Raw genomic sequence first — 22351 nt, 5'->3', positions numbered from 1 at the left:
ACGATTTTGCTACTTACATGCTATTATGTCTTTAATATGACCCTATTGCAGCGATGTTATTTTGGTTCTTTTAGCCAGAAGCTCATTAAGAGCCCTATCAACCCTACAGGTATTAATGTCATCAATGCAGTTTGTACGTCATAAATATCTGCTAGATGTCCTACATAAGGTGCCACAAGGCCACCTAAGGTAATGCCAAGACCTAGCGTAATACCAGATGCAAAGCCCGCATTTTTAGCAAGGTATTTTTGACCTAACACCGTAATTGGCCCGTATTGTGAGAACACACCAAAGGCCATCGGTATCATGGCACCAAAGAAGCCCCAAATATTAGACACAAATATAAATACTAAAACAGAAGGCAAGAAAATCAGATTACCTAAGCGTACAGTTTTAAGAAATCCAAGTCTATCAGATAAAGCCCCTCCCATATAGGTAAGAACGGCCCCCATCGCAAAGTACGCAGTAAGGGCCAAACTAGATGCACTAGCTTCACCATTAATAACGGTAATATACAAAATAGGAATAAAGATAGCCAATACAGAGAAGAGTATAGATCGAGAGGCAATCACAAAAAATAACTTACCAAAGCTCGCCCAATCATTTGTAGCAGTACTAAGAACCTTAGAACGACTTTCACGGTTACCAGTATCAGCAGTATCATCGGTATCAGCTTCACCCTCGCCCATAAAGGCATAGAGATATAGCAATACGCCAAGTAGCGCGATAATCGTAAATACCCAAAGGAATTGTCCCCCAAAGACATATACACCCCCAGCGATGAGAGGTCCAAGTGCAAAGCCAGCGCTACCACCGACTGCAAAGCGCCCCATAGCATTACCAAGCTCATGAGATTGCGTACGATTTACCAGTAGAGCTGCCTCAGGATGGAATAATGCGGCCCCTACCCCGGCCAAGAGCGACAAAGCAAGAATCATTTCGTAACTCGTAGCAATCGCTATAGCACTAATGGATACCAATGTAACCGAAAAGCCTACAGGAATGAACCACGGCACGCGCCAACGATCTGCTACATAGCCCAAAATAGGCTGAGCTATGGATGCAACTACGGTGTTACAAAATATAATAAACGCCGATTGATAATAATTAAGTCCAAAGTTAGTAATAAAGAATGGTATCAACGCAGCTAATGAACCTTGCCCAAAGTCATTAATGCAGTGAAAAATAGGTGGTCCGTACTTTCTTATGATACGTTTCATATAACCTCCTAATACAAAACAGGTAGGCACAGCCAACGCCTATTGCATGTACCATTGTACCATAGGCTGGTTGGTCTATACCTACCCTAGTCTTTCATATGTTATGTGGGAAGTACCCTACAATTATAGGCCAAAGCGAGCCATGATTGTATCTACATGTCTTAGCAATTTATATGGATCGAAGCATGCATCAATTTCCTCATCAGTCATGTATTTCTTAATATTTTCATCAGCTTTTAAACCTGTTGCAAAGTCTTTGCCTTCAAGCCAGCGTTCCATAGCATGTTTTTGAACCCAACGGTATGCTTCGTCACGTACCGCACCTTTATCTACAAGGTGTGTCAAAATTGTTTGGCTAAATACGAGTCCCCCTGTGAGGTTAAGATTTTTAAGCATGGTTTCAGGGTATACCAACAATTTATCAATGGTGCGAATTGTTAGGTGCAACATATAATTTAACGAGATTGTCGCATCCGGCAAGATCACACGTTCCACGGAGCTGTGAGAAATATCGCGTTCATGCCACAATGCTTGATCTTCGTAAGCAGATTGTGCATAGCCACGAAGCAAGCGAGCCATACCGCAAATTCTTTCACATGTGATAGGGTTGCGTTTATGAGGCATCGCAGAGGAACCCTTTTGTTTAGGGCTGAAATATTCTTCTGCTTCGCGTACCTCTGTACGTTGTAAGTGACGGATTTCCAATGCGATTTTGTCTAATGTACCGCCTACAACAGCGATGGTAGACAACAACTCAGCATGGCGGTCACGTTGCACCACTTGCGTAGCAATTTTAACAGGCTCAAGGCCTAATTTTTCACACACATATTGTTCTACGAATGGATCGATATTGGAGTATGTACCAACAGCGCCAGACAATTTACCAACGGCAACGCTTTTACGCGCATGCTCCATGCGTTCAATATCACGTTCTACCTCTGCCATCCACAACGCCAATTTCAAACCGAATGTAGTTGGTTCGCCGTGGATGCCGTGGGTACGACCGATCATAGGAGTATATTTGAACTCAGCTGCACGACGACGCAATACTTCGTGCAAACGCTTTAAGTCACCAATTAAGATATCGCAGGCTTGTTTCATCATGTACCCAAGCGCCGTATCTTTCACATCTGTAGAGGTAAGGCCAAGATGGATGTATTTAGCCGCTTCAGGACCTACGTATTCGCCCACTGCTGTTACGAAGGAAATGATATCATGGTTCGTTTCCTTTTCGATTTCATGAATGCGCTCAACGTCGAAATTTCCCTTTTCCCGGATTGTTTTCGCCGCTTCTTTAGGAATAACGCCCAACTCAGCTTGTGCCTCAGATGCGAGGGTCTCCACCAATAACATTGTGTCGAATTCGTTGCGTTCGCTCCAAATATGGCCCATTTCTTCTCGTGTATAACGTGGTATCATGATGTCTCCTTTGCATGATAAAAGCTAGATTTATAGGATTATTGTACCATATGTGAAAGCTCCATTCAACGAACGGAGCTAAATTTTCCGAATGATAATTATATTAATTTTACTTATCGTTCGTGTTTATTAAATTAATTATCACTTTAACGATTTTCTTTAAGACTTTGCTTGAGATTATATACCTCTATCCCTTCATTGATACGTTGTATTCGCTTAATCATTTTTGGATGAGTAATAAACAAGCGACTGAAAAATCCTGTACTTTCACAATCATATAATTCACCATTCTCTAGAATACCAATTTGTTCAGTAGCAAGGCCTAATGAAACCAGCCCATCACGCAGCTCCCGCCCCAAACCAATCGAAACGGCATAGGCATCAGCAGCATACTCTCGACGACGGCTATCAAAATAATAGGTAATCCACTTCGGTAATAGAAGTACATATTTCACGATTGCAATCATAACGATAAGAATTAATTGAATAATACGTACTACGATATTAACAATTGGTATAATAGCCAGTATATTTAAAGCAAAATTTAGATATATTACAAGATTTAAAATTAATTGCCCTAGTCGATCCATAGCATAGGTAATGGTTAAATAGATAGTATCACGATGTCGTAAATGGCCTAATTCATGGGCAAGAACACCTAATAAATGCCGTTTATCTAACGAATACAAGGCTCCTGTATAAATCGTAATGTGATTTAATCCAGATGCAAAGGCATTAATTTCCTCATCTGTACGCATGCGCAATATCAGTGAGTTACGTGCTACACCGCTAAATGCACATAATTCCTCAAACAGCGGTTCAATATATTCAGATTCTTCTGCATTTGGTTTTCTTTCACCTTGCAATACATGGACAATCCAACTAAAAGGTGGCAAAAATAATCCGATGGCCACAATAATAGGCAACGCAAAGGATATAATAATATATACATCGAGCTTATCCACTAAATGTAGCGGTTTTATAAGCCAGTCCCATGAAAACGGATACACATATTGAACTACAGATTCTAAAATAGGAAAAAATACAAATACAATAATAACATTAACAATATAGGTAAGAATAACTTGAATCATAATCTCTCACTTTGATTTCTCATATAGTTATATAGTAATAAATTAATTTATAATATATCATAGCTATACATTGTGATATATAATAAACATACAGACTAAATGTACTGCGAATAATTGCTCAATCTATACACGAGCTTTATACTAATAGTAACAAACATTTCTACTATGGGGGAGGCTTTCATGGCAACTTTAAATCGTAAGGAACGCCGCGCACAGCGCAACGAATCTAATACTATAGGTATTCTATTACGTCTATTCTTTGGGCTCAGCTTTATCGGCTTGGCGGTAGTCCTTTTTGGCGAGTTTGATTATAACTTTATCTTCTCCATCTTTACGGCAGACATCGTAGTATCTTTAATTTACGTAATGACGAATAAATCGCGTATTACTACATCCTTAGCAGTAAACACAAATGTACGCGTTATCATCGCATTTCTCATCATGTTGATTACCATGTTCTTCTATGCTTTTGCATTGTGGCGAGCTGATCAATTCAGCACTCCTATGCAAGTCACATTATTCATCGGCGGCGCCATCGTATATCTAGCCGTCTTCAACTCCACGAAAACAATACTTACCAATCAAAATTAATACAATACATATAATTAATCCTTGAAATATAACTCAACATGACTCAGATAGAACAAGTATTTCATAGTAATACATAGTATCAATCAATACAATCATTTTTTACAACCATAACAAAGAGGCATATCCCATACTAATGTATGTAAGATATGCCTCTTTATTGTCCTAATACAACAGGAACTGCTAGATATACAGGTTCCCCTCTTCGATTGATAATAGAACCACTGCTTTTAACGATGCGCATTGCTTCCTCTTTGACTGGTTGCGGTACATCCTCTGCGATGAGCGGTGTATGTTCTCCTACGATGACATGTCCATTAACGTCAAAGTTAACGCGCACTACAACCTTACCTGTTACAATTGACCCCTTCCCCTGTTCTTGTACAGTTCGTAAATATTCTTGGGGGTTGATATCCGACTTTTGTAAAAGCGCTTGTTGCCCTGGTGTTAGGAGCCCCCACGCAAGATCAGATAGGAAGGATAAATCACTAGCTTCGGCAAAGCCGTTTCCATTCGCATTCGGATCAGATGTTATATCCTTACCTATAGGAGCATTGTCAGGCTTAGAGGATTTCCCGTCTTTGGAATCATTTCCACCCGTAACTACAGCTTGTTCATTATTAGTCGTTTCCGATTCTATGGCCTTGGGAACGGCCCATTCACGACGAGCATTAGATGTAGTCTTATTGGCATTTAAATTGTGAGCACTTTCATCACCTGTATTTTCCGTTACAAGAGGATCTGCCTTAGGCGCAGGCCCTTCTGGAGTCGGAGGTTCAACCGGTGGCTTATCCTTAGGTATAGGCTCAATAGCGGTAGTTTTCGCATCACTTTCACTATCCTCAGGCAGATGAAAGCTAACCTCTGCGGCATCATAAGCCACACCGGTTCCAACGATACCACGCAAGGAAAGCCCCATGCCAGAGATAAGCATGATGGTAATGCCTAAAGATATAATAAAAGGTTTCAGATAATGTGATTCAAACATGGAATCACTTCCGTTCCGTAGCGACGCTAATATATTTAGCACCGTTCACCTTGAGCATGTCCAAAAGCTCGATAACATCGTTATAATATACATCTTTTGAAGCACGAATCACAAAGGCTTGTTGAGGTGCTTGTGTAACGATAGATTTGACCTCTTGCGCCAAGCGATCCGAAGAGATTTCCTGATTATCGATATACAGCGTGTGCGTTGTGGTCAAGGTAATGGTGATAGGTTCGATAGATTTCGCTGTAGACGTCGATGCAGATGGTAAATTAAGCGGAATTTGTTGCTCTGTATTCATGTACAGCGTGCCTACCATGAAAAATACTAATAAAAAGAATACGATATCAATCATGGGAATAATCATGATGGTAGGCTCTTTTTTAACCCCTAACGTGCGTCGTCTCATATATCATGTTCCTCGTTGTACGCATCAAGAATGTTGCCGCACTCATGTTCTAATGTCGCCACAGAATCATTGACCTTTGCCGCACAGTAACTGTGAAAGCCAAGGGCAATAATGGCCACGGTCAAACCTGTAGCCGTTGCCACTAAGGCTTCAGAAACACCATCTGTAATAATGGTCGGAGCCCCAATGTCGCCACCTACCACAGCAAACGCACGAATCATACCGAGGACCGTCCCTAGCAACCCCAATAACGGAGCCATTGTTACAATCATGCTGAGCCAACTAAGGCCGCGTTTTAAACGTTCATCAGCGTACGACACTACATCTTGAAGGCGGTTTTCCAAGCCATTATAATTCTTTGCATTGCGGATAGCACGGGCAAATAAAGAACCAAGTTCCTCTGTATCCCGTTCCAAAACACTTGGTAACATAATCCAAGATTGATTCTTCTCTAAGACCTTATTAAAACGGCGCAAATCCTTTGTAAACTTGCGATATAGAAAGATACGTTCAATGCCAATCATCAAGGTAAACAGTAAAAAAATCACCAGCGGATACATAACAAATCCACCAGCTACAAATAAATGCGCTATACTACTCATACTAACCTCCAAAAGCCACATACTTTTAGGCTCTATCCGGGTTAATTATACCACGTTTTATCCCACCGAAAACAGATATAGAGCGTAAAACCACAACATAAATAGATATAGGATGACTTGCAAGATAAATATAGACTAATTCGCTAGATAGACATAAGCTAGCTAAAGTCCACAGGATAAAATTAGGGTTATAGGGCAAAACCAACACGTTTTGTCCTATAACCCTAAAATTAAAATACAAAAAGGCTGCACTAGAAATGATATACATTCTAGTACAGCCTTTGATACGTTCCTAAATAGATTAGTCTTTTTTAATAAAGCCTACAATGAAGCCACCTACTGACAGTGCAATGCCTAAACCGCTACAGAACATACCAATAGAATACCACAATGTGTAAGATTGGTTATTCTCAGAAATCGCCTTTGCTGCCGCTTGAGCATTTGTAGCATTTCTCGCAATTTCCAAATTAGCCGCCCCTGGATCTGGATTTAATAATAGAATCGCAATACCAATAATTAGAACGACTACACCTACAGGTAATAATAATTTTTTGTTCATTTGAATGCCCCTCTCGTAACATTAAACGATTAATAAATAATATAACTTAATTATACACTGATTTTTGCATTTTAAAAAGATGAACTTATATATTAATCATCTTTTATTAGACAATTAATAGCAAATAATTAGTCGCAATTAGTTATTATGACATAGAAAAAGGCATAGTATGCAACTACTATTGGTCCAAATCCAACAGTGAACATTGATACTATGCCTTTTACAAATACATCTGTAGTTATATCGAAATGCATACGATTGCTAGTGGAGTGCGTATTAAGATAAGTTATGCCGGCTTATCTAATATATATTTAGCAATACGATTATATTTAATAATACAATATGTATTTACCGATCTACTTATTGTAAAGACTTATCGAAAACGCCAATAAGTTCTTCAACGGCTTGAGATTCGCTCATTTCACCGTCTAAGACAGCGGCTTCGACTTCGCCCATGCGACCTTGAATGACTACATTGTTAAAGAATAGGTTGTGCAAGTGTTCGTCAATCATATCGCGTACCCAACGGAGGGATTGTTCTTGACGACGTTTTAAGAAGACCCCATTTTCTTTGCCTTGTTCAGTAAACTCTTGGATAACATCCCACAATTCATCGAGGCCATCCTTTGTAACAGCTGAACATGTATAGGCTTGAGTCTTCCATTTTTCCGTAGCTGGACGGATATAATGTAACATCCGATCGTAATCACTACGAGCAATGAGTGCTCGTTTGAGATTATCTCCATCAGCCTTGTTGACCACAATAGCATCAGCAAGTTCCATAACGCCTTTTTTGATGCCTTGCAATTCATCGCCTGCCCCCGTTAAAACGATGAGCATAAAGAAGTCTACCATGGAACGCACGGTAACTTCGCTTTGCCCAACCCCAACGGTTTCAACGAGAATAATATCGTACCCAGCAGCCTCACAAAGTAGCATAGTTTCTCTACTTTTACGAGCCACACCGCCTAGTGTACCACCAGCTGGCGATGGACGAATATAAGCCTCTGGGTGTTTCGTCAACGTTTCCATCCGCGTTTTATCACCCAAGATACTGCCTTTTGTGACTTGGCTCGTAGGGTCTACAGCCAGTACGGCAACCTTGTAACCCGCTTCAATGAGCATGTTACCGAAGGCTTCAATAAACGTACTTTTACCAGCCCCAGGCACACCAGTAATACCGATGCGCAATGCCTTGCCCGTGCGAGGCAATACGGCTTGCAACACCTGTTGAGCTAGTTTGAAATGGTCCTTATTATTACTTTCTACTAATGTGATAGCCCGTGAAAGTATAACGCGGTCCCCCTGCTCGATACCGCGTACATAATCAGCGACAGTCAATTTCTTTCGCCGCTGTACGGGACGTACCGCTGGAGCCAGATGAGCTGAACTAGATAAGAGGCCGTCATGCATTTCCTTGACGCCTTTCATTACGTGACACGCGTAAGTATCATCTTTCTTCGCTTCTTCTGGCACCCAGTCGGGACGATAGGTACTACCCTCGGTGCTTGCGTTTTTTACACCTAATTCAGGGGCTTTGCCTTCACCAGTGGTGAAAGTTGCGTCCTGTGTATTGCGCAATTCATCCGGAGTAGGCCGTTTGTTATCAGTCATGAGACTCGTCTTGAACGTGACTAGTCAATGTTTCTAGTAATTTTTTCGCCGCTACTGGCAAAACTGTACCAGGGCCAAAGATAGCCACTGCGCCATGTTCGCGTAGGAATTCATAGTCCTGAGCAGGGATTACGCCGCCGATGGCAACTAAAATATCTCCACGGCCCCGCTTGTTGAGTTCCTCTACAAGTTGAGGCAATAATGTCTTATGCCCCGCCGCAAGAGAACTAAATCCGACAATATGAACGTCATTATCCACCGCATCTTGTGCTGTTTCTTCTGGAGTTTGGAACAAAGGTCCGATATCCACGTCAAAGCCCATATCCGCGAAGGATGTAGCGATAACTTTGGCACCACGGTCATGACCGTCTTGGCCCATCTTCGCAATCATGATACGAGGGCGACGACCTTCGAGTTCTTCAAAGTTATCTGCCATTTGGCGTACTTCTTTGATTACATCGTCATCTTCAAATTCGCTGGAGTATACACCGGAAATAGAGCGAATAACCGCTTTATGACGACCGCATACCTTTTCAACAGCAAAGGAAATCTCACCCAAGGATGCACGAGCACGAGCCGCTTCAAGTGCAAGGGCAAGCAAGTTACCTTCACCCGATTCTGTAGCCTTTGTGATCGCTTCAAGACATGATTGAACCTTTTCTTCATCCCGGTTAGCACGCAATTGTTCGAGACGACGAATTTGCGCTTCCCGTACAGCTGTGTTATCTACGTCGAGGATATCCAATGGATCTTCTTTATCTAGACGATATTTATTGATACCGATGATTGCTTCACGACCAGAGTCGATACGAGCTTGGCGACGTGCGGCAGCTTCTTCGATACGCATCTTAGGAAGCCCTGTGTCGATAGCTTTCGCCATACCGCCAAGGGATTCGATTTCTTGGATATGACCCCAAGCGCGACGAATCAATTCATCAGTCAACGCTTCTACATAGTAGGAACCGCCCCATGGGTCGATAACCTTACATACCTTAGTTTCATCTTGGATGTAAAGCTGAGTGTTACGCGCAATACGTGCAGAGAAGTCCGTAGGCAACGCAATGGCTTCGTCAAGCGCATTTGTATGTAGAGATTGCGTATGACCTAACGCGGCACCCATCGCTTCCATACATGTACGAGCCACGTTGTTGAACGGATCTTGTTCTGTAAGAGACCAACCAGATGTTTGGCTATGTGTACGAAGTGCCATGGATTTAGGATTTTCAGAGCCGAAGCTATTGATAATCTTAGCCCACAACATACGAGCCGCACGCATTTTTGCCACTTCCATGAAGTAGTTTTTACCAATTGCCCAGAAGAAGGACAACCGTGGTGCGAACTGGTCAACATGAAGGCCTGCATTAACACCGGTACGGATATATTCGAGACCATCGGCCAATGTGTAACCTAATTCGATATCTGCAGTAGCGCCCGCTTCTTGCATATGGTAGCCAGAAATGGAAATACTGTTGAACTTAGGCATGTACTGGGATGTATACGCAAAGATATCACCGATAATACGCATAGATGTAGCTGGAGGGTAAATATAGGTATTACGTACCATGAACTCTTTCAAAATATCATTTTGAATTGTACCAGCCATAACCTTTTTATCTACGCCTTGTTCTTCACCAGCCAAGATGTAGAACGCCATTACTGGCAATACGGCGCCGTTCATTGTCATGGATACGGACATTTGATCAAGAGGGATACCAGAGAATAGAATTTCCATGTCGAGGATGGAGTCTACCGCAACACCCGCTTTACCAACGTCACCTACTACACGAGGATGATCGGAATCATAACCACGGTGAGTAGCAAGGTCAAAGGCGATAGACAAACCTTTTTGGCCCGCTGCCAAGTTACGACGATAGAACGCATTGGATTCTTCCGCTGTGGAGAAACCAGCGTACTGACGTACTGTCCAAGGACGAGTAACATACATTGTGGAATAAGGTCCACGCAAGAATGGAGGTACACCAGCCATATAGTCAAGGTGTGTCATTCCTTCATAATCCATCTCTGTATAGAGAGGCTTTAGTTGGATTTGCTCCATTGTTGTATTATATAAATCTTCAAAGCTTTTTCCTGTTTCTTTTTGAAGTTCAGCAAGCCATGCATCGCGAGATGTTGCTGTCTGAGATCCCAAGCCAAGAGAGGAGAAGTCTGGATTTTTAAACATGAGCTCACATCCCTTTCTTATCTTGTAACGTATTCAAGATTTCGTAACAATTTGCACGAACAGAAATGAAGTCGTCCACGCCAGCTTCACGGTATACAGGTTCTAAGTCCTTAGGAGGTGCCCCTGCTAAAATAACCGTTACATGTGGCATAGTTTCTTTCAATTCCTTAGCGAGTGGTGGTACCAATTCTGGATAGGTATCATCTGTAGAACAGATAACAACAACATCAGCACCACTTTCACGAGCAGCTTTCGCCGCATCAGCCGTTGTTTCATGACCATCATTTTTGATAACTTCAAAAGCCCCTACTTCGAAGAAGCCTGTGGAGAAGTCCGCACGAGGTTTATGTTGAGGGATTGGGCCCATATTGGCCAAGAATACCTTCACATTATCTTTCGTACGTTGTTTATAATTCTCAGTGCGCATGCGAAGTGCTTCAAACTGTTCAGTCCAGCGATGGGCTGCAATGGATTCAATCGTTTCGGATGCAATATCGCCAGCATCTAAAGCCTTGCGGATTTGACGTATTGTTAATTTTTGTAATGCACCGAGTTCAATAAGGCCAATCAAAGCGCCTGGCTCTGTCGTACCTGCTTCTAGGGTAGCCTGTGCTTTCACAACAGCATCTGGCTCCGCACTCGCCAAGTACTCTTCGATTTGAGCAACCCGTTTTTGACGCAATGTTTCTTGATTTTCTGGTTTTGGATCAAGCAATTCTTCAGTCATATTCGCATACATGTTGTTACCTACAGCCACATCTTTGCGGAATGCAAGGTTTTTGAAGCGTTCATCAAGAACTGCTTTAACTTGAGCTTGTGGATAGCCTTCTTTCAAGGCTGCTATGATACCACCTTTAGACTCAATAGTTTGGAACTCGGCCCAAATTTTTTCGCATAATTCAGCTGCCAATGTTTCCACATACCAAGAACCACCTACAGGGTCCACTGGTTGACGTAACTCGAACTCAGTTTGTAACATCACTTGAATATTACGGGCAATACGGCGAGAGAAATCGTCAGCTTTGCGAATTGGTTGGTCGAATGGGGACACTTCAAGGCTATTCAAACCGCCTACAACGCCAGAGAATGCTTGTGTTGTATTGCGCAACAAGTTTACATATGGGTCGTATACAGTTTTTGTGAAAGCCGATGTTCTGCCGTGTACATGAACAGCACGGTCAGCTTCTTCGGCACCGAACGCTTCCATGATGCGCGCCCAAAGCACACGTAATGCACGTAATTTAGCAATTTCCATGAAGAAGTTTGCACCCAAGGAGAATGTAAACATCATGCTGTTAGCAATAGTGTGAATATCGATGTTACGTTGTGCCAATTGACGTACGTAGCAAACCGCTGTCGCCAATGCATACGCAACCTCTTGCACATCGTTCGCGCCACCATTAGCGTATACATCGCCAGATACAAGTACAGTTTTAAGCTCTGGAGCTTGTTCTTTAGCCCATACAACAGTATGTGCCATTTCATCAAAGGCTGTATCTAAAGACATATGCAATGTACCATCTTTAGCCCAAACACCAATAGGGTCTGCGCCAACGAGACCTTTCAAGTCAGAGGTCTGTTTTTTAGAGCCTTTCACCGTAGCGGCTAGCATACCGAGCAAGATAGCTGCAGAAGCACCTGTTTCAATGTATAAAGGATTTTCCTTTAAATTAAAACGTTCAATCAATTGGCTACAATCATCCATAGTAGACAGAGATGTACCGCCGATACCAACAGCTGCGCCTACTTGCACATCTTGATCATGGCGTGTTGCTTCATCAAGGCGAATATTGTGAATGGTGCCACCTTTTACAATTTCGTATAAACTTGCATGGTTAGCATCCTTAGGAAAGGATTCGTCTACATATTGGGATACGCCCCAAGAGTCTTTAATATAACCACTTGCCTTTGTGCCACGTAGGAACTCACCTGCTCCAGGATATACACCCTTTGGAATTTTTTCTCCATGCAATGCAGGCGTGTAAATTGGTTGTAACGTAATTCCCTCATAGGTCTTAGTGAACATCTTCTTATGGAAGTCGCCACCTTTTAACGCTTTTTCAACCTCGGCCTGCCATTGTTCATACGTAGGTTTCTTAAACTCATCAAAGGATACAGGTGCTAATAAATCACGTTCAGCATCCTTTGAAGTCTTTTTGTCAGACATATATGTGCCTCCTTTTCAACTCGAAACCATACCGAGAAACAGCGCACCGTACCTGCGAATTGTTAGATATATGAATCACTCGAGCTTTATCTTATTGGACCACATCAACCTCAAAATGTGTCCATCGGTTTAATGTCTATAAAACTTGACGCATATACTCAACATCCACTCTAAGGGCAATAAAAAACGTGCCACCTAAAGTGACACGTAAGGTTTCTTATTGAAAGGTACACTAAAAAATACTGTAGCCAGCATACCCCAATCCCCTTCCTATCGCTCGTAGGTACATAACGGTGATTATCAAATAGGCAGTTCTCCTGGCTCGGGATCATCACCTCGCTTTCGCCTTCCCAGATTACTCCAGTGACATATATGAAAGCAGGCTCATCCTTACAGTGGCGGGACCGCATCGGCTTATACCGATTTCTCTATTAAGTCTTACGACACCTATTCTCTATATTCGTTGTTCTAAGTCCAATATAGTGTAACAATATGCACAAAGTCAATGAACATAACATTTAATCATAAGTACCAAAACTAAAGTTATAACTGAAAATCATATGCAATAACTAAAATGCATGAGTTAAGAATTTAAGGATTAATGATATAATAAGTACTATCACGAGGAGGCATTATGGACCATACAAGTAAAAAAGGGTTAATCACAGCCCTTAGTTGTTATATAATTTGGGGCTTACTCCCTCTATATTGGGCATTATTAAACCATGTTTCACCGTATAATATACTGGCACAACGCATTATCTGGTCAGGTATTTGCATGGCGATCGTTGTATTTGGCCTACATTTTAAACAATTCAAAAAGGACTTTCAATTACTAAAAGAACAACGTTCACAACTATTCCTACTTTTAGTTGCGGCAGTCATCATCAGTGTAAACTGGTTCACCTACATTTGGGCCATCGCCAATAATCAAGTTATGAACACGAGCCTTGGCTATTACATCAACCCACTCTTCAATGTAGTATTAGGTGTCATCCTATTTAAAGAGGTTCTATCTATACCGAAAAAGCTGAGTGTCCTCATCGCTACCATCGGCATCGCCTTACTCACCTATCAGGTAGGATCCTTGCCATTAGTGTCGATGATCCTCGCCGTTTCCTTCGGTCTCTATGGAGCCGTAAAAAAGAAACTGCTCATCTCTCCCTTTACGAGCATCGCCTTTGAGGCTTGGTTATTAACACCGCTAGCCTTACTATATACGACCATGGTCGATAATACCGTGTGGTCCTATTTCGGCACAGACTGGTATACGACCATATTGCTCATAGCCTGCGGTCTAACTACATCTGTCCCATTGGTTCTATTCTCCTATGGTGCGCAGCTATTGCCGCTCAACCTACTAGGTTTCTTGCAATATGTATCCCCTACCATTGCCTTGTTGCTAGCCATCTTTTACTTTGGTGAAAGCTTTGGCACACCACAGATGATTGCCTTCGGTTGTATCTGGATAGCCTTAGTATTATTCTCGTTATCGAGCCAAATTACAACGCGCATTAGCCTAAAAAAGTAAGGTATATCCTATATATCAACTAAAAAGCTGTATCAAATGATACTCTCATTTGATACAGCTTTCTTTTATATAAACGTATTAATCTAACTCATGTTAATCTAACTCATTCATATTGGTCGTATTCAGATTAGAAATGTAATGGTTATAGGCCTCAATCATACGATTATAGTCATTATCTTGTTTTGAACCCATATAGGTACGGATTGCCCCAATTGTAGAGTTTACAGAGGTTTTAACAGAATCATACTTAGGACTAGTAATACCATTTGATACATCACCAATAGCTTGCAACTCTTGATTGATAGCATTTACATCTAATTGTTTTTCACTATCGATCTTTTCTAGGACCGCAGTAAGTCGCAAATGAACCTCTTGTGCTGCAGCTGCATTTTTCTTGCCTGCATCACGCAATTGTTGTAACCGTTGTTGCAAGCGGTCCGTATTGATTTTATGCATAACATTATCAAAGTCAGCATAAATAGGAACAAATTGTTCATACAATTGAACATATTTAGGACCTAATTGTTGCTCCTTAGCATAGTTATCTGTGGTATACCCTTTAGATTTATAGTATGCATCGAGCTCTTCGGCCACCGGTGTAATTTCATTCAATTTTGAAAGCAACTTATCTAAAGGCTCCTTCATTTCATCATAAGGAATACCGGCTTGCTTAGCCTCTTCTAATTCTTTTTGTAGCTGCTTAAAGTTCGGCGCATTAAATACAGTTAAATGCTGCCCAGCTTTTAACTCATTAAGAGTTGGCGTATTCGCATAATCAAACATTACAGCCATGCGATTGTATCGACTTACAGCTTTCACATATTGATTAAATAACTGCACCTGATCCTGCTCAGACCGTTGCGCAATTTCCTTACGGCTCTGTTCAGTACCCTGCCATAGTTCTGACATACTACAACCGCTCAAAAAAAATGGGGATGTCAATGTCGCCGCACACAACACAGCCATTACTACCCTTTTACCAAATGGTTTCATGATGAATCCTCTCCTTCCATCAATACACAACCTAATTTATACATATTAATTATATACTAATATGATTTTTATGAATAGGATTAATATATAAAGGTCATTTATCAATTTTGTCAAGTGACTAATAGAATCAGGGGTGACCAATGGTCACCCCTATTTTCCTTTATATACTGTTAGACTATAAATAAGAATGTATAACTCCTAATAATTGTTTTGTACGTATACACGTGTTATCATAAAAGGAGAGAATATGAAGGATAAGGATTTACTTAAATTATTACTGCAAAATGGCTGGAAGGATGTACGGCAACGAGGTAGTCATCATCGTTTAAAAAAGGATGATCAAGTTGAAGTTATTGCCGTACATGGAAAAGATGTACCTATCGGTTTATTAAATGCCATTTTGAAACGTACGGGACTAAAATAAGGAGGACCTATGAAATTTATATACCCTGCCATAATCCATGATGATGCCGATGGTTTCTGGGCCGAATTTCCAGATCTCGAATACACTAGTAGCACCGGCTCAACACTAACAGAATTAATAACCAATGCACAAGAGGCTATGGAACTCTATATATTAGGCGCTTTAGAAGATGGACAAACTCTACCTACCCCCACATCTATTCGCAGCTTACCATGTACCGATACAACATATCCTACATTAGTGCAAACAGATATTGATTTAGCTAAAAATAGTAAGTCCGTAAAGAAAACCTTAACGATTCCTGCATGGCTTAACGACAGAGCATTGGCTAAAGGAATTAATTTTTCTCAACTTTTACAAGAAGCATTAGTAGAGAAAACAATGTAATTTACATCATCAATTGCTCAGTAAAATTAGAACTATTGTCCATGCAATAGCTGCTAAGATGAGTAATAGTATACAGATCATCCACAGGATTGTTACAAAATAGAGCAGTAGCTTGAGTACATATAGCACATCAAACCATATACTATGTTGGTCCTCTAGACGGTTCATATAGGCACTAAGACATCGCACCAAATAGGGCGGTTTAACATTAGGATTCAGTTTTTTCCAATAAAACACCAAATAAGGCATAACAATACACCCTACCACCACTATATAGCTAAGGAAAATTGGTGTTTCAATATTGTACCGAGTCATAAACCCTGACCAGTCTACGACCATTAGACCGCCAAGGTATAGAAAAATAAGCCAATATATAAATCCTATCACCTTTATAATAAGGCGAATCACCTGTTTCACATCCATGTCTATAACCCAACCAATGTTTTAAATCGCCTATTATTGTGAAAGCGTTCAAAGTGGTCTTGTTCAGCTGCAACAGCTTTTACAGAAGGATCAATTTTTATAGCCTTTTCTAGCCAATCAAGGGCCTTAGTATCATCCCCTTGGTCTGCATAAATGGTAGCAATACCATACACAGACCAGGTGTTACTAGGGTCCTTTTCCAATACCTTTTCAAACCATTGTTTAGAATCATTTAACTGACCTTGTAACTTATATACCATGGCCATATTATAGTAATTAGCCACATTGCTAGGATCTAAATCATAAGCCTTTTTAGTATCTGTCAACCCTTTAGCCGCATCACCATTTAATGCTGTTGCAAAGCCGCGTACAGAATAGGCTTCTCCGTTGTTAGCATCTTGTTTAATAGACGCAGTGGCTTCCTCTATGGCTTTCGCATACTCACCAACAGATAAGGCTTGCTTTGCTGTAATTAGATGGTCATCTTGCTTGGTAGTCGCTTGGCTGTTTCCCGCAGCAGATGTAGAGGAACCCGTTCCAGTGGCGGAACTAGTTGCATTTGATTCTGTTTTATTACTATTCGTATTTTGATTCAATCCACATCCCGTAAGAGCTATTATTAAAAGAAAGAAAAGCACAAATTTCTTCATTAAGAATTCTCCGATCATTAATTATATACAAGACTCCTTAGCATGATGATATAATATAAAATACCTCCCGAAAGGAGGTGGTATATTGCAGGAGCTGTTTTATGCACTCTGGGGCACCTTGCTTGCCCCTATTATTGTTGCCTTAGTTGTAACTACCTACAGCTACTGGCTTAACAATAAAAACAAAAAATAAGCAAGAAAAAGGACGAGCTGCCACTCGTCCTTTTTTTGGTTATATTGCAGGTAATTTCATACACTCTACTACCTACGTTTAGTATACCACATTTCTTAGAAAAATAAAGAATTAGCAATAAATCTCATAAAACTCCTAAAAACTATTAGTAGTTTTAACATAATTTACGAGCAATATTAAAGCAACATTAATATAAACTACCAGTTACTTTAACCCAACCTACTAGTACCCTTAGTGTAAACTACTAGCACCATTAACGTAAATAGCAATAGATATACAAGACTTATTTCTTAGCCTTAGAACAACGATCTAATAAGAATGCAACGCCAACGAATGGGATGCCGCCGTTTTCGCCAAGGCCGATTTCACAGGTAGAGCTAGAGCTTACGCCTAATGTTGCGCCGTATTCAGCGATTTCAGCTGCGAGGTCTTTGGTAGCAGATTTATTGAGTTCTGGTGTGAAGAAACCTTTTTGACCAGCAAAGCCATCGCATGCAAAGGATTTAATGTTGAATACATGGTCTGTACATAGACGAGCCAAATCTTCAATATATTGAGATTTATTCAAGGATTTAATCTTACATTGTTTGTGTACGATGACCCGTTCATCACATTTTTCAATATCGAGATGAGGTACAACGTATTTACACAAGAATTCAGAAATATCGTTGATTTCTAAGTCTGGCATGTATTTGAAAGCATGGTTGAAACATGCACTATGATCGATCACGATTGGATATTTACCGTTTTGAGATGCTTGCATCAATGCATCGTGTAAGTCCTTAACAGCGCGCTCATGAACGTCATCATAGTTTTCAAAACTCAAGCCACAGCAGAGGTTTTCGATATGTTGAGGATAGATAATATCGATATGGGCCTTGTTGCAAAGGCTTTCCACTACTTGTTGCAAGCTGCGTTCATCGTCGTAACCTTGATTAGGTTTGAAGGCGCGGTTCGCACAAGTACTAAAGTATACAACCTTTTCAAAATTAGTCGGTTTAATACGGCTTCTCAATCTGTAACGATTGGCCTTAGGTGTAGTCTTAGGAATGTACGGAGTAATACCTGTTACACCATGTAAGCCTTCTGTAATCTTGGAAATCGCTTTTTGTGTAACGATAGAACCTGCAATACCTTCGAGACTTACGCCGGCACGAGCCATTTGAAGTGTAGTAGGGAAATTATCGTAAATCTTCTTAGCTAATTCCGGTGCTGGAGGATTGATGCGGCGCATGGATAATGCAATTTGAGCAGTATCGATGCTGAGCGGGCAAAGACCTTTACACATGGAGCACGCAGCACAGGTATCTACACCAAAGTATTCATAGCCTTTTTTAAGTTCCGCAGCCAATGTGAAATTGCCTTCGTTTTCAAGGCGTTTTGTTTCACGCAACAATGCAATACGTTGACGAGGAGTCAATGTTAAATTGCGGCTTGGACAATGTTTTTCACAGAAACCACATTCCATACAGATTGTAAAAGCATCATCGATAACGCATTGAGCTTTAAGATTTTTCTTATACACATCTGGGTCATCAGTAATGATAACATCAGGATTCAAGATACGTTCAGGGTCAAAGATAGCTTTAATACGACGGTTGATTTCGTACGCTTTACGCCCCCATTCCATTTCAATAAACGGTGCCACCATACGGCCTGTACCATGTTCAGCTTTTAAAGAACCACCGAAGCCAGAGACGCGTTCAGACATTTCTTTTACCAAGTCACCGAAGTTCTTAGTATCTTTAGGATCGCTGAAGTCAGGTGTAATGTTAAAGTGAACATTACCAGATAACGCATGTCCAAAGATTACGCCACCGTCTACGAAATCGTATTTGTGGAATAATTCGGTAAGCATTTCGATGCCCTTAGTGAAGTCTTCGATTTGGAAACATACGTCTTCTGTAATAACAGTGGTGCCTTTTCTACGTTGACCACCAACGATTGGCAAAATGCCTTTACGGATAGCCCACCAAGAATCGTATTCTTTAGGATCTTGGGAGTAAAGACTTGGAATAGCTGTTGGAATATCTTTCAATTTATCTTTAATAAAAGCTAAGTTTTCATCGACAGTTTCTTTGGAGTAGCTTTCAGTTTGGAACAAAATAGCACTTGTACCTTCAGGAACTTCGCGAACGAAGTCAGGCACATTGTCTAGCGCTTGAACGGCCTTAAGGGATTGATAGTCCATCATTTCCGCAGCAACAACCTTGTCACGACCCATATTAGCCAAGGCTACAACAGCAAGAGATGCATCGTTCAATGTTTTAAAGAACATGAGACCGCAACCTTTATACGGTACGTCCTCAACAGTGTTATATACGATTTCAGACACGAAACCTAATGTACCTTCAGAACCGATGAACAAGTGGTTGATGATATCAATAATATCTTCAAAATCAACAAGGGAGTTCAAGCCGTAACCTGTGGTATTTTTGATTTTGTACTTATGGTGAATCAAGTGTGTCAATTCTTCATCGGCCAAAATATCCTTACGCAATTGTAAGATATCCTCTACCATTTGAGGTTTTTCTTTAAGGAATTGATCAATACTCTTTTGGTCAGACGTATCAAGGATGGAGCCATCTAATAATACAACGCGAATGGACCGAATTGTTTTATAAGAGTTTTGCGCCGTACCACAGCACATACCAGAGGAGTTATTATTCAAGATACCACCTACTAATGCTGTAGCAAGCGTTGCAGGATCTGGACCAATTTTACGATTGTACGGTTTCAATAAATCATTCGCATCGGAACCGATAACACCGCATTCACATTTCAAGGCTTTCCCATCATCAATAACTTCCATTTTCTTGAAGCCATCATTACATACGATGAGCACATCTTCACTGGAGCATTGACCAGACAAGGAGGAGCCGGCCGCACGGAATGTAAATGGTGTCCCACATTGTTGACACAAACGAATAAGTCGTCTTACTTCTCGTTCATCTTCAGCTTTAACAACTACCTTTGGTAAATAGCTATAGCAAGACGCATCAACGCCATATGCATAACGACGTAAATGATCGGTGTATACGCGACCTTTACAAATCTCATTTGCCTCCTTGGCAAAACGTTCATAATCTCTAATAAGTGTACTCACTTCTATTTCCTCCTATCCTTTCTTAAGGAATCTATTACTTTTAGTATACGCCGTTCTCATTCTCCTCACTATAATTATGCATAATTTATATCTCTTCTAATAAAAATCGATATGCATTACCCTTTTATTCCCTCAGTTGAAAGTACATCTCATTAGCATTATCATGTACCCATTTTTCCTCATATACAATCAAGAATCCTTATTTATTAAGCATGTATAGATATAGTCAGTAATTATATGCTAAAACCTCTCTAAATAACGATTCGTACTACCTATAATTCTATAGTAAATACATTACTAACATTATGCATAAAAATAGTATGATTTATATATTTTAAATTTTTCATTCTCATTTATAGTTCTCTATGACTTTTAGTTATACCCTTTTATAAAATGCTGAAAATACAGAAAGCCCTCTAATGATAAACGCTTACGAATCACCATTAGAGAGCTTTACTAAATTATGCTTATTAAAGATAGATTAATTATAAAACCATATTATCCCAAAATACCAGATTTAAGAATGAGGCGTACCGCCAATGCAAAGACAGCTATGCTCATGAGGGCGAGGATAGCTTTTGCTTTGAGACGTTTTGCAATACGAGCACCTACTTGAGCACCAAAGATAGCGCCAATACTAGTAGGGATAGCAATACTAAATATGATGTGGCTTTCAATTAAATGTGTAATAACCCCCACCGTTGTTGATACGGCGAGAATAGATTGACTTGTAGCCGTTGCCATATGGGTAGGAAAGCCCATGAGATAAATCAAAGCCGGCACATGGATGAGGCCACCACCGATACCAAAGATACTCGAAATAAAGCCAACAAAAAAGCTAATACTAATACCGATAGGTTTGCTATAGCTCAACTGCTCAAGAGTCAGAGACTCTTCCTTTCGTTCCCCTTTTCTAAAATTTTTAAAACCAATCAATACAGATGCACACAGCATAAAGCATCCAAAGGCAAACATAAATCCCTTACCGGAGAACCATCCAGACATTTGGGCCCCTAAAATAGCGCCTGGGAAGGTAGCTAAACTAAAGACAATAGCAGCGTTAATGTATACCTTTTTTTGTTTCAGATATGCTATAGATCCAGAAATAGCATTACACATAACAGAAAAGAGTGACGTCCCTACAATCATGGACGGAGACCACTCAGGGAACCAATACATAAAAAGAGGCACAAAAACAAGTCCTCCACCGGCACCGATGATGGTACCAATCATAGCTGCTAAAAAGCCAACTATGGTAAAGAATATATAGAATACCACTATATTATCAATCACATTAAGACCTCCCATGCCGTTTGAATTATTGTTTCTCCATATATACAAAAGATAATCCCGTTTCATCCTGTATTTCTCTAACGGCTTTATACCCCATTTTTGTATATAACTTTATATTGATCCAGCTTTTCGTACATGTATATAATACACGCCGGTCTTGACTGCATTGTTCATCTACGAAAACTAATAACTTCCGAGCCAACCCTTGTTGCCGATAGTTTGGATGCACCATCAAGCGACCGACCTCTACCACGCCATCGTCATATTGATAGCGAATACCTCCGATGATTCTTCCCCCATCATCTACCAGTTTATAGGTATGCCATTGGGTGAAAGTAGCTTTAAACTCCTCTTCCGACTCCATCAATGCAGGAACCATTCGACTTCCAATCATCTCCGCTTCGCTTTCAAATGTAAGCAATTGCAAACGGTACAGATCCAATACATCTGACTCAGTAGCTTTCACAATTTTCATAAACTACTCCTAATATATACCACGAATCAACGAT

The 22351-nt window shown here is 40.6% G+C and carries 20 protein-coding genes and 1 riboswitch; of the genes, 5 read left to right on the top strand and 15 right to left on the bottom strand.

Features of this window, described 5'->3' with window-relative positions; translation table 11 throughout:
* Window positions 1-56 precede the first annotated feature (56 nt).
* The 3 genes from E6X37_RS07105 to E6X37_RS07095 all read right to left on the bottom strand — a co-directional run bounded on the left by E6X37_RS07105 (window position 57) and on the right by E6X37_RS07095 (window position 3733).
* The gene (locus E6X37_RS07105) at window positions 57-1220 is read right to left on the bottom strand and encodes an MFS transporter (RefSeq protein ID WP_316581186.1); all 1164 of its coding nucleotides are present in this window, start codon (window positions 1218-1220) and stop codon (window positions 57-59) included.
* Window positions 1221-1343: 123 nt separating this feature from the next.
* Window positions 1344-2639: an adenylosuccinate lyase gene (purB, locus tag E6X37_RS07100; protein WP_278467436.1), complete on the bottom strand. Its 1296-nt coding sequence runs from the start codon at window positions 2637-2639 to the stop codon at window positions 1344-1346.
* A 146-nt stretch (window positions 2640-2785) separates the two neighbouring features.
* Window positions 2786-3733, bottom strand: coding sequence for a zinc metalloprotease HtpX (locus E6X37_RS07095; protein ID WP_004698199.1), 948 nt, complete (start codon window positions 3731-3733; stop codon window positions 2786-2788).
* A 180-nt stretch (window positions 3734-3913) separates the two neighbouring features.
* Between E6X37_RS07095 and E6X37_RS07090 the strand changes: the two genes are divergently transcribed.
* Window positions 3914-4324, top strand: coding sequence for a hypothetical protein (locus E6X37_RS07090; protein WP_004698294.1), 411 nt, complete (start codon window positions 3914-3916; stop codon window positions 4322-4324).
* A gap of 154 nt (window positions 4325-4478) precedes the next feature.
* On the opposite strand, the gene E6X37_RS07085 is transcribed toward E6X37_RS07090, so the two are convergent.
* The 7 genes from E6X37_RS07085 to E6X37_RS07055 form a co-directional block, all read right to left on the bottom strand.
* A complete protein-coding gene (locus tag E6X37_RS07085) occupies window positions 4479-5309 on the bottom strand; it encodes a hypothetical protein (protein WP_058948289.1) in 831 nt (276 codons plus the stop codon).
* A 4-nt stretch (window positions 5310-5313) separates the two neighbouring features.
* Window positions 5314-5718, bottom strand: a complete 405-nt coding sequence (locus E6X37_RS07080) for an ExbD/TolR family protein (protein ID WP_004694558.1) — start codon at window positions 5716-5718, stop codon at window positions 5314-5316.
* Window positions 5715-6320, bottom strand: coding sequence for a MotA/TolQ/ExbB proton channel family protein (locus tag E6X37_RS07075; RefSeq protein WP_316689709.1), 606 nt, complete (start codon window positions 6318-6320; stop codon window positions 5715-5717). The genes E6X37_RS07080 and E6X37_RS07075 overlap by 4 nt, the downstream gene beginning before the upstream one ends.
* 301 nt (window positions 6321-6621) lie before the next feature.
* The gene (locus E6X37_RS07070; RefSeq protein WP_004698152.1) at window positions 6622-6879 is read right to left on the bottom strand and encodes a hypothetical protein; all 258 of its coding nucleotides are present in this window, start codon (window positions 6877-6879) and stop codon (window positions 6622-6624) included.
* A 360-nt stretch (window positions 6880-7239) separates the two neighbouring features.
* Entirely contained in the window at window positions 7240-8493 is a 1254-nt protein-coding gene (gene meaB, locus E6X37_RS07065; protein WP_004694551.1) for a methylmalonyl Co-A mutase-associated GTPase MeaB, read from the bottom strand.
* Window positions 8486-10675 carry a methylmalonyl-CoA mutase gene (scpA, locus tag E6X37_RS07060; RefSeq protein ID WP_004694550.1) on the bottom strand — a complete coding sequence of 730 codons (2190 nt, stop codon included), beginning with the start codon at window positions 10673-10675 and terminating at the stop codon, window positions 8486-8488. The genes meaB and scpA overlap by 8 nt, the downstream gene beginning before the upstream one ends.
* A 4-nt stretch (window positions 10676-10679) precedes the next feature.
* Complete coding sequence (locus E6X37_RS07055) at window positions 10680-12842, bottom strand: methylmalonyl-CoA mutase family protein (RefSeq protein ID WP_008714670.1); 2163 nt, start codon at window positions 12840-12842, stop codon at window positions 10680-10682.
* 290 nt (window positions 12843-13132) lie between these two features.
* A riboswitch (cobalamin riboswitch) is annotated at window positions 13133-13308 on the bottom strand.
* Between the two features lie 168 nt (window positions 13309-13476).
* Between E6X37_RS07055 and rarD the strand changes: the two genes are divergently transcribed.
* Entirely contained in the window at window positions 13477-14373 is an 897-nt protein-coding gene (rarD, locus tag E6X37_RS07050; RefSeq protein WP_008714669.1) for an EamA family transporter RarD, read from the top strand.
* A 93-nt stretch (window positions 14374-14466) separates the two neighbouring features.
* On the opposite strand, the gene E6X37_RS07045 is transcribed toward rarD, so the two are convergent.
* The gene (locus E6X37_RS07045; RefSeq protein ID WP_008714668.1) at window positions 14467-15366 is read right to left on the bottom strand and encodes a DUF3829 domain-containing protein; all 900 of its coding nucleotides are present in this window, start codon (window positions 15364-15366) and stop codon (window positions 14467-14469) included.
* Between the two features lie 247 nt (window positions 15367-15613).
* On the opposite strand from E6X37_RS07045, the gene E6X37_RS07040 reads away from it, so the two are divergent.
* Together E6X37_RS07040 and E6X37_RS07035 are read left to right on the top strand one after the other, a co-directional pair.
* Window positions 15614-15790 (top strand): type II toxin-antitoxin system HicA family toxin, encoded by a 177-nt coding sequence (locus tag E6X37_RS07040; protein ID WP_008714667.1) that lies wholly within the window; start codon window positions 15614-15616, stop codon window positions 15788-15790.
* 9 nt (window positions 15791-15799) lie between these two features.
* Window positions 15800-16177 (top strand): type II toxin-antitoxin system HicB family antitoxin, encoded by a 378-nt coding sequence (locus E6X37_RS07035; protein WP_008714666.1) that lies wholly within the window; start codon window positions 15800-15802, stop codon window positions 16175-16177.
* 425 nt (window positions 16178-16602) lie between these two features.
* Here E6X37_RS07035 and E6X37_RS07030 read toward each other — a convergent pair whose 3' ends face one another.
* Window positions 16603-17250, bottom strand: coding sequence for a tetratricopeptide repeat protein (locus tag E6X37_RS07030; RefSeq protein WP_038125720.1), 648 nt, complete (start codon window positions 17248-17250; stop codon window positions 16603-16605).
* 85 nt (window positions 17251-17335) lie between these two features.
* Between E6X37_RS07030 and E6X37_RS07025 the strand changes: the two genes are divergently transcribed.
* On the top strand, window positions 17336-17443 hold the full coding sequence (locus tag E6X37_RS07025) for a type I toxin-antitoxin system Fst family toxin (protein ID WP_227037232.1): 108 nt from the start codon (window positions 17336-17338) through the stop codon (window positions 17441-17443).
* 283 nt (window positions 17444-17726) lie between these two features.
* Here the strand turns inward: E6X37_RS07025 and E6X37_RS07020 are convergent, their stop codons facing one another.
* The 3 genes from E6X37_RS07020 to E6X37_RS07010 form a co-directional block, all read right to left on the bottom strand.
* A complete protein-coding gene (locus E6X37_RS07020; RefSeq protein ID WP_008714663.1) occupies window positions 17727-20549 on the bottom strand; it encodes an FAD-binding and (Fe-S)-binding domain-containing protein in 2823 nt (940 codons plus the stop codon).
* Window positions 20550-21047: 498 nt separating this feature from the next.
* Window positions 21048-21842, bottom strand: coding sequence for a sulfite exporter TauE/SafE family protein (locus E6X37_RS07015; RefSeq protein WP_008602031.1), 795 nt, complete (start codon window positions 21840-21842; stop codon window positions 21048-21050).
* 25 nt (window positions 21843-21867) lie between these two features.
* The gene (locus E6X37_RS07010; protein WP_012864970.1) at window positions 21868-22317 is read right to left on the bottom strand and encodes a GNAT family N-acetyltransferase; all 450 of its coding nucleotides are present in this window, start codon (window positions 22315-22317) and stop codon (window positions 21868-21870) included.
* Window positions 22318-22351 lie beyond the last annotated feature (34 nt).

This window comes from Veillonella parvula (assembly GCF_032550495.1).
Taxonomy (GTDB): domain Bacteria; phylum Bacillota; class Negativicutes; order Veillonellales; family Veillonellaceae; genus Veillonella; species Veillonella parvula_G.
Note: the sequence above shows the minus strand (reverse complement) of the source record. Positions and strands in the feature narration are given on the sequence as shown.

Coding starts and splice junctions, on each gene's coding strand:
- scpA (WP_004694550.1), bottom strand. CDS start 10,675: ATGTTTAAAAATCCAGACTTCTCCTCTCTTGGCTTGGGATCTCAGACA.
- E6X37_RS07045 (WP_008714668.1), bottom strand. CDS start 15,366: ATGAAACCATTTGGTAAAAGGGTAGTAATGGCTGTGTTGTGTGCGGCG.
- E6X37_RS07095 (WP_004698199.1), bottom strand. CDS start 3,733: ATGATTCAAGTTATTCTTACCTATATTGTTAATGTTATTATTGTATTT.
- purB (WP_278467436.1), bottom strand. CDS start 2,639: ATGATACCACGTTATACACGAGAAGAAATGGGCCATATTTGGAGCGAA.
- E6X37_RS07010 (WP_012864970.1), bottom strand. CDS start 22,317: ATGAAAATTGTGAAAGCTACTGAGTCAGATGTATTGGATCTGTACCGT.
- E6X37_RS07085 (WP_058948289.1), bottom strand. CDS start 5,309: ATGTTTGAATCACATTATCTGAAACCTTTTATTATATCTTTAGGCATT.
- E6X37_RS07080 (WP_004694558.1), bottom strand. CDS start 5,718: ATGAGACGACGCACGTTAGGGGTTAAAAAAGAGCCTACCATCATGATT.
- E6X37_RS07035 (WP_008714666.1), top strand. CDS start 15,800: ATGAAATTTATATACCCTGCCATAATCCATGATGATGCCGATGGTTTC.
- E6X37_RS07090 (WP_004698294.1), top strand. CDS start 3,914: ATGGCAACTTTAAATCGTAAGGAACGCCGCGCACAGCGCAACGAATCT.
- E6X37_RS07105 (WP_316581186.1), bottom strand. CDS start 1,220: ATGAAACGTATCATAAGAAAGTACGGACCACCTATTTTTCACTGCATT.
- E6X37_RS07070 (WP_004698152.1), bottom strand. CDS start 6,879: ATGAACAAAAAATTATTATTACCTGTAGGTGTAGTCGTTCTAATTATT.
- E6X37_RS07030 (WP_038125720.1), bottom strand. CDS start 17,250: ATGAAGAAATTTGTGCTTTTCTTTCTTTTAATAATAGCTCTTACGGGA.
- E6X37_RS07075 (WP_316689709.1), bottom strand. CDS start 6,320: ATGAGTAGTATAGCGCATTTATTTGTAGCTGGTGGATTTGTTATGTAT.
- rarD (WP_008714669.1), top strand. CDS start 13,477: ATGGACCATACAAGTAAAAAAGGGTTAATCACAGCCCTTAGTTGTTAT.
- E6X37_RS07040 (WP_008714667.1), top strand. CDS start 15,614: ATGAAGGATAAGGATTTACTTAAATTATTACTGCAAAATGGCTGGAAG.
- E6X37_RS07055 (WP_008714670.1), bottom strand. CDS start 12,842: ATGTCTGACAAAAAGACTTCAAAGGATGCTGAACGTGATTTATTAGCA.
- meaB (WP_004694551.1), bottom strand. CDS start 8,493: ATGACTGATAACAAACGGCCTACTCCGGATGAATTGCGCAATACACAG.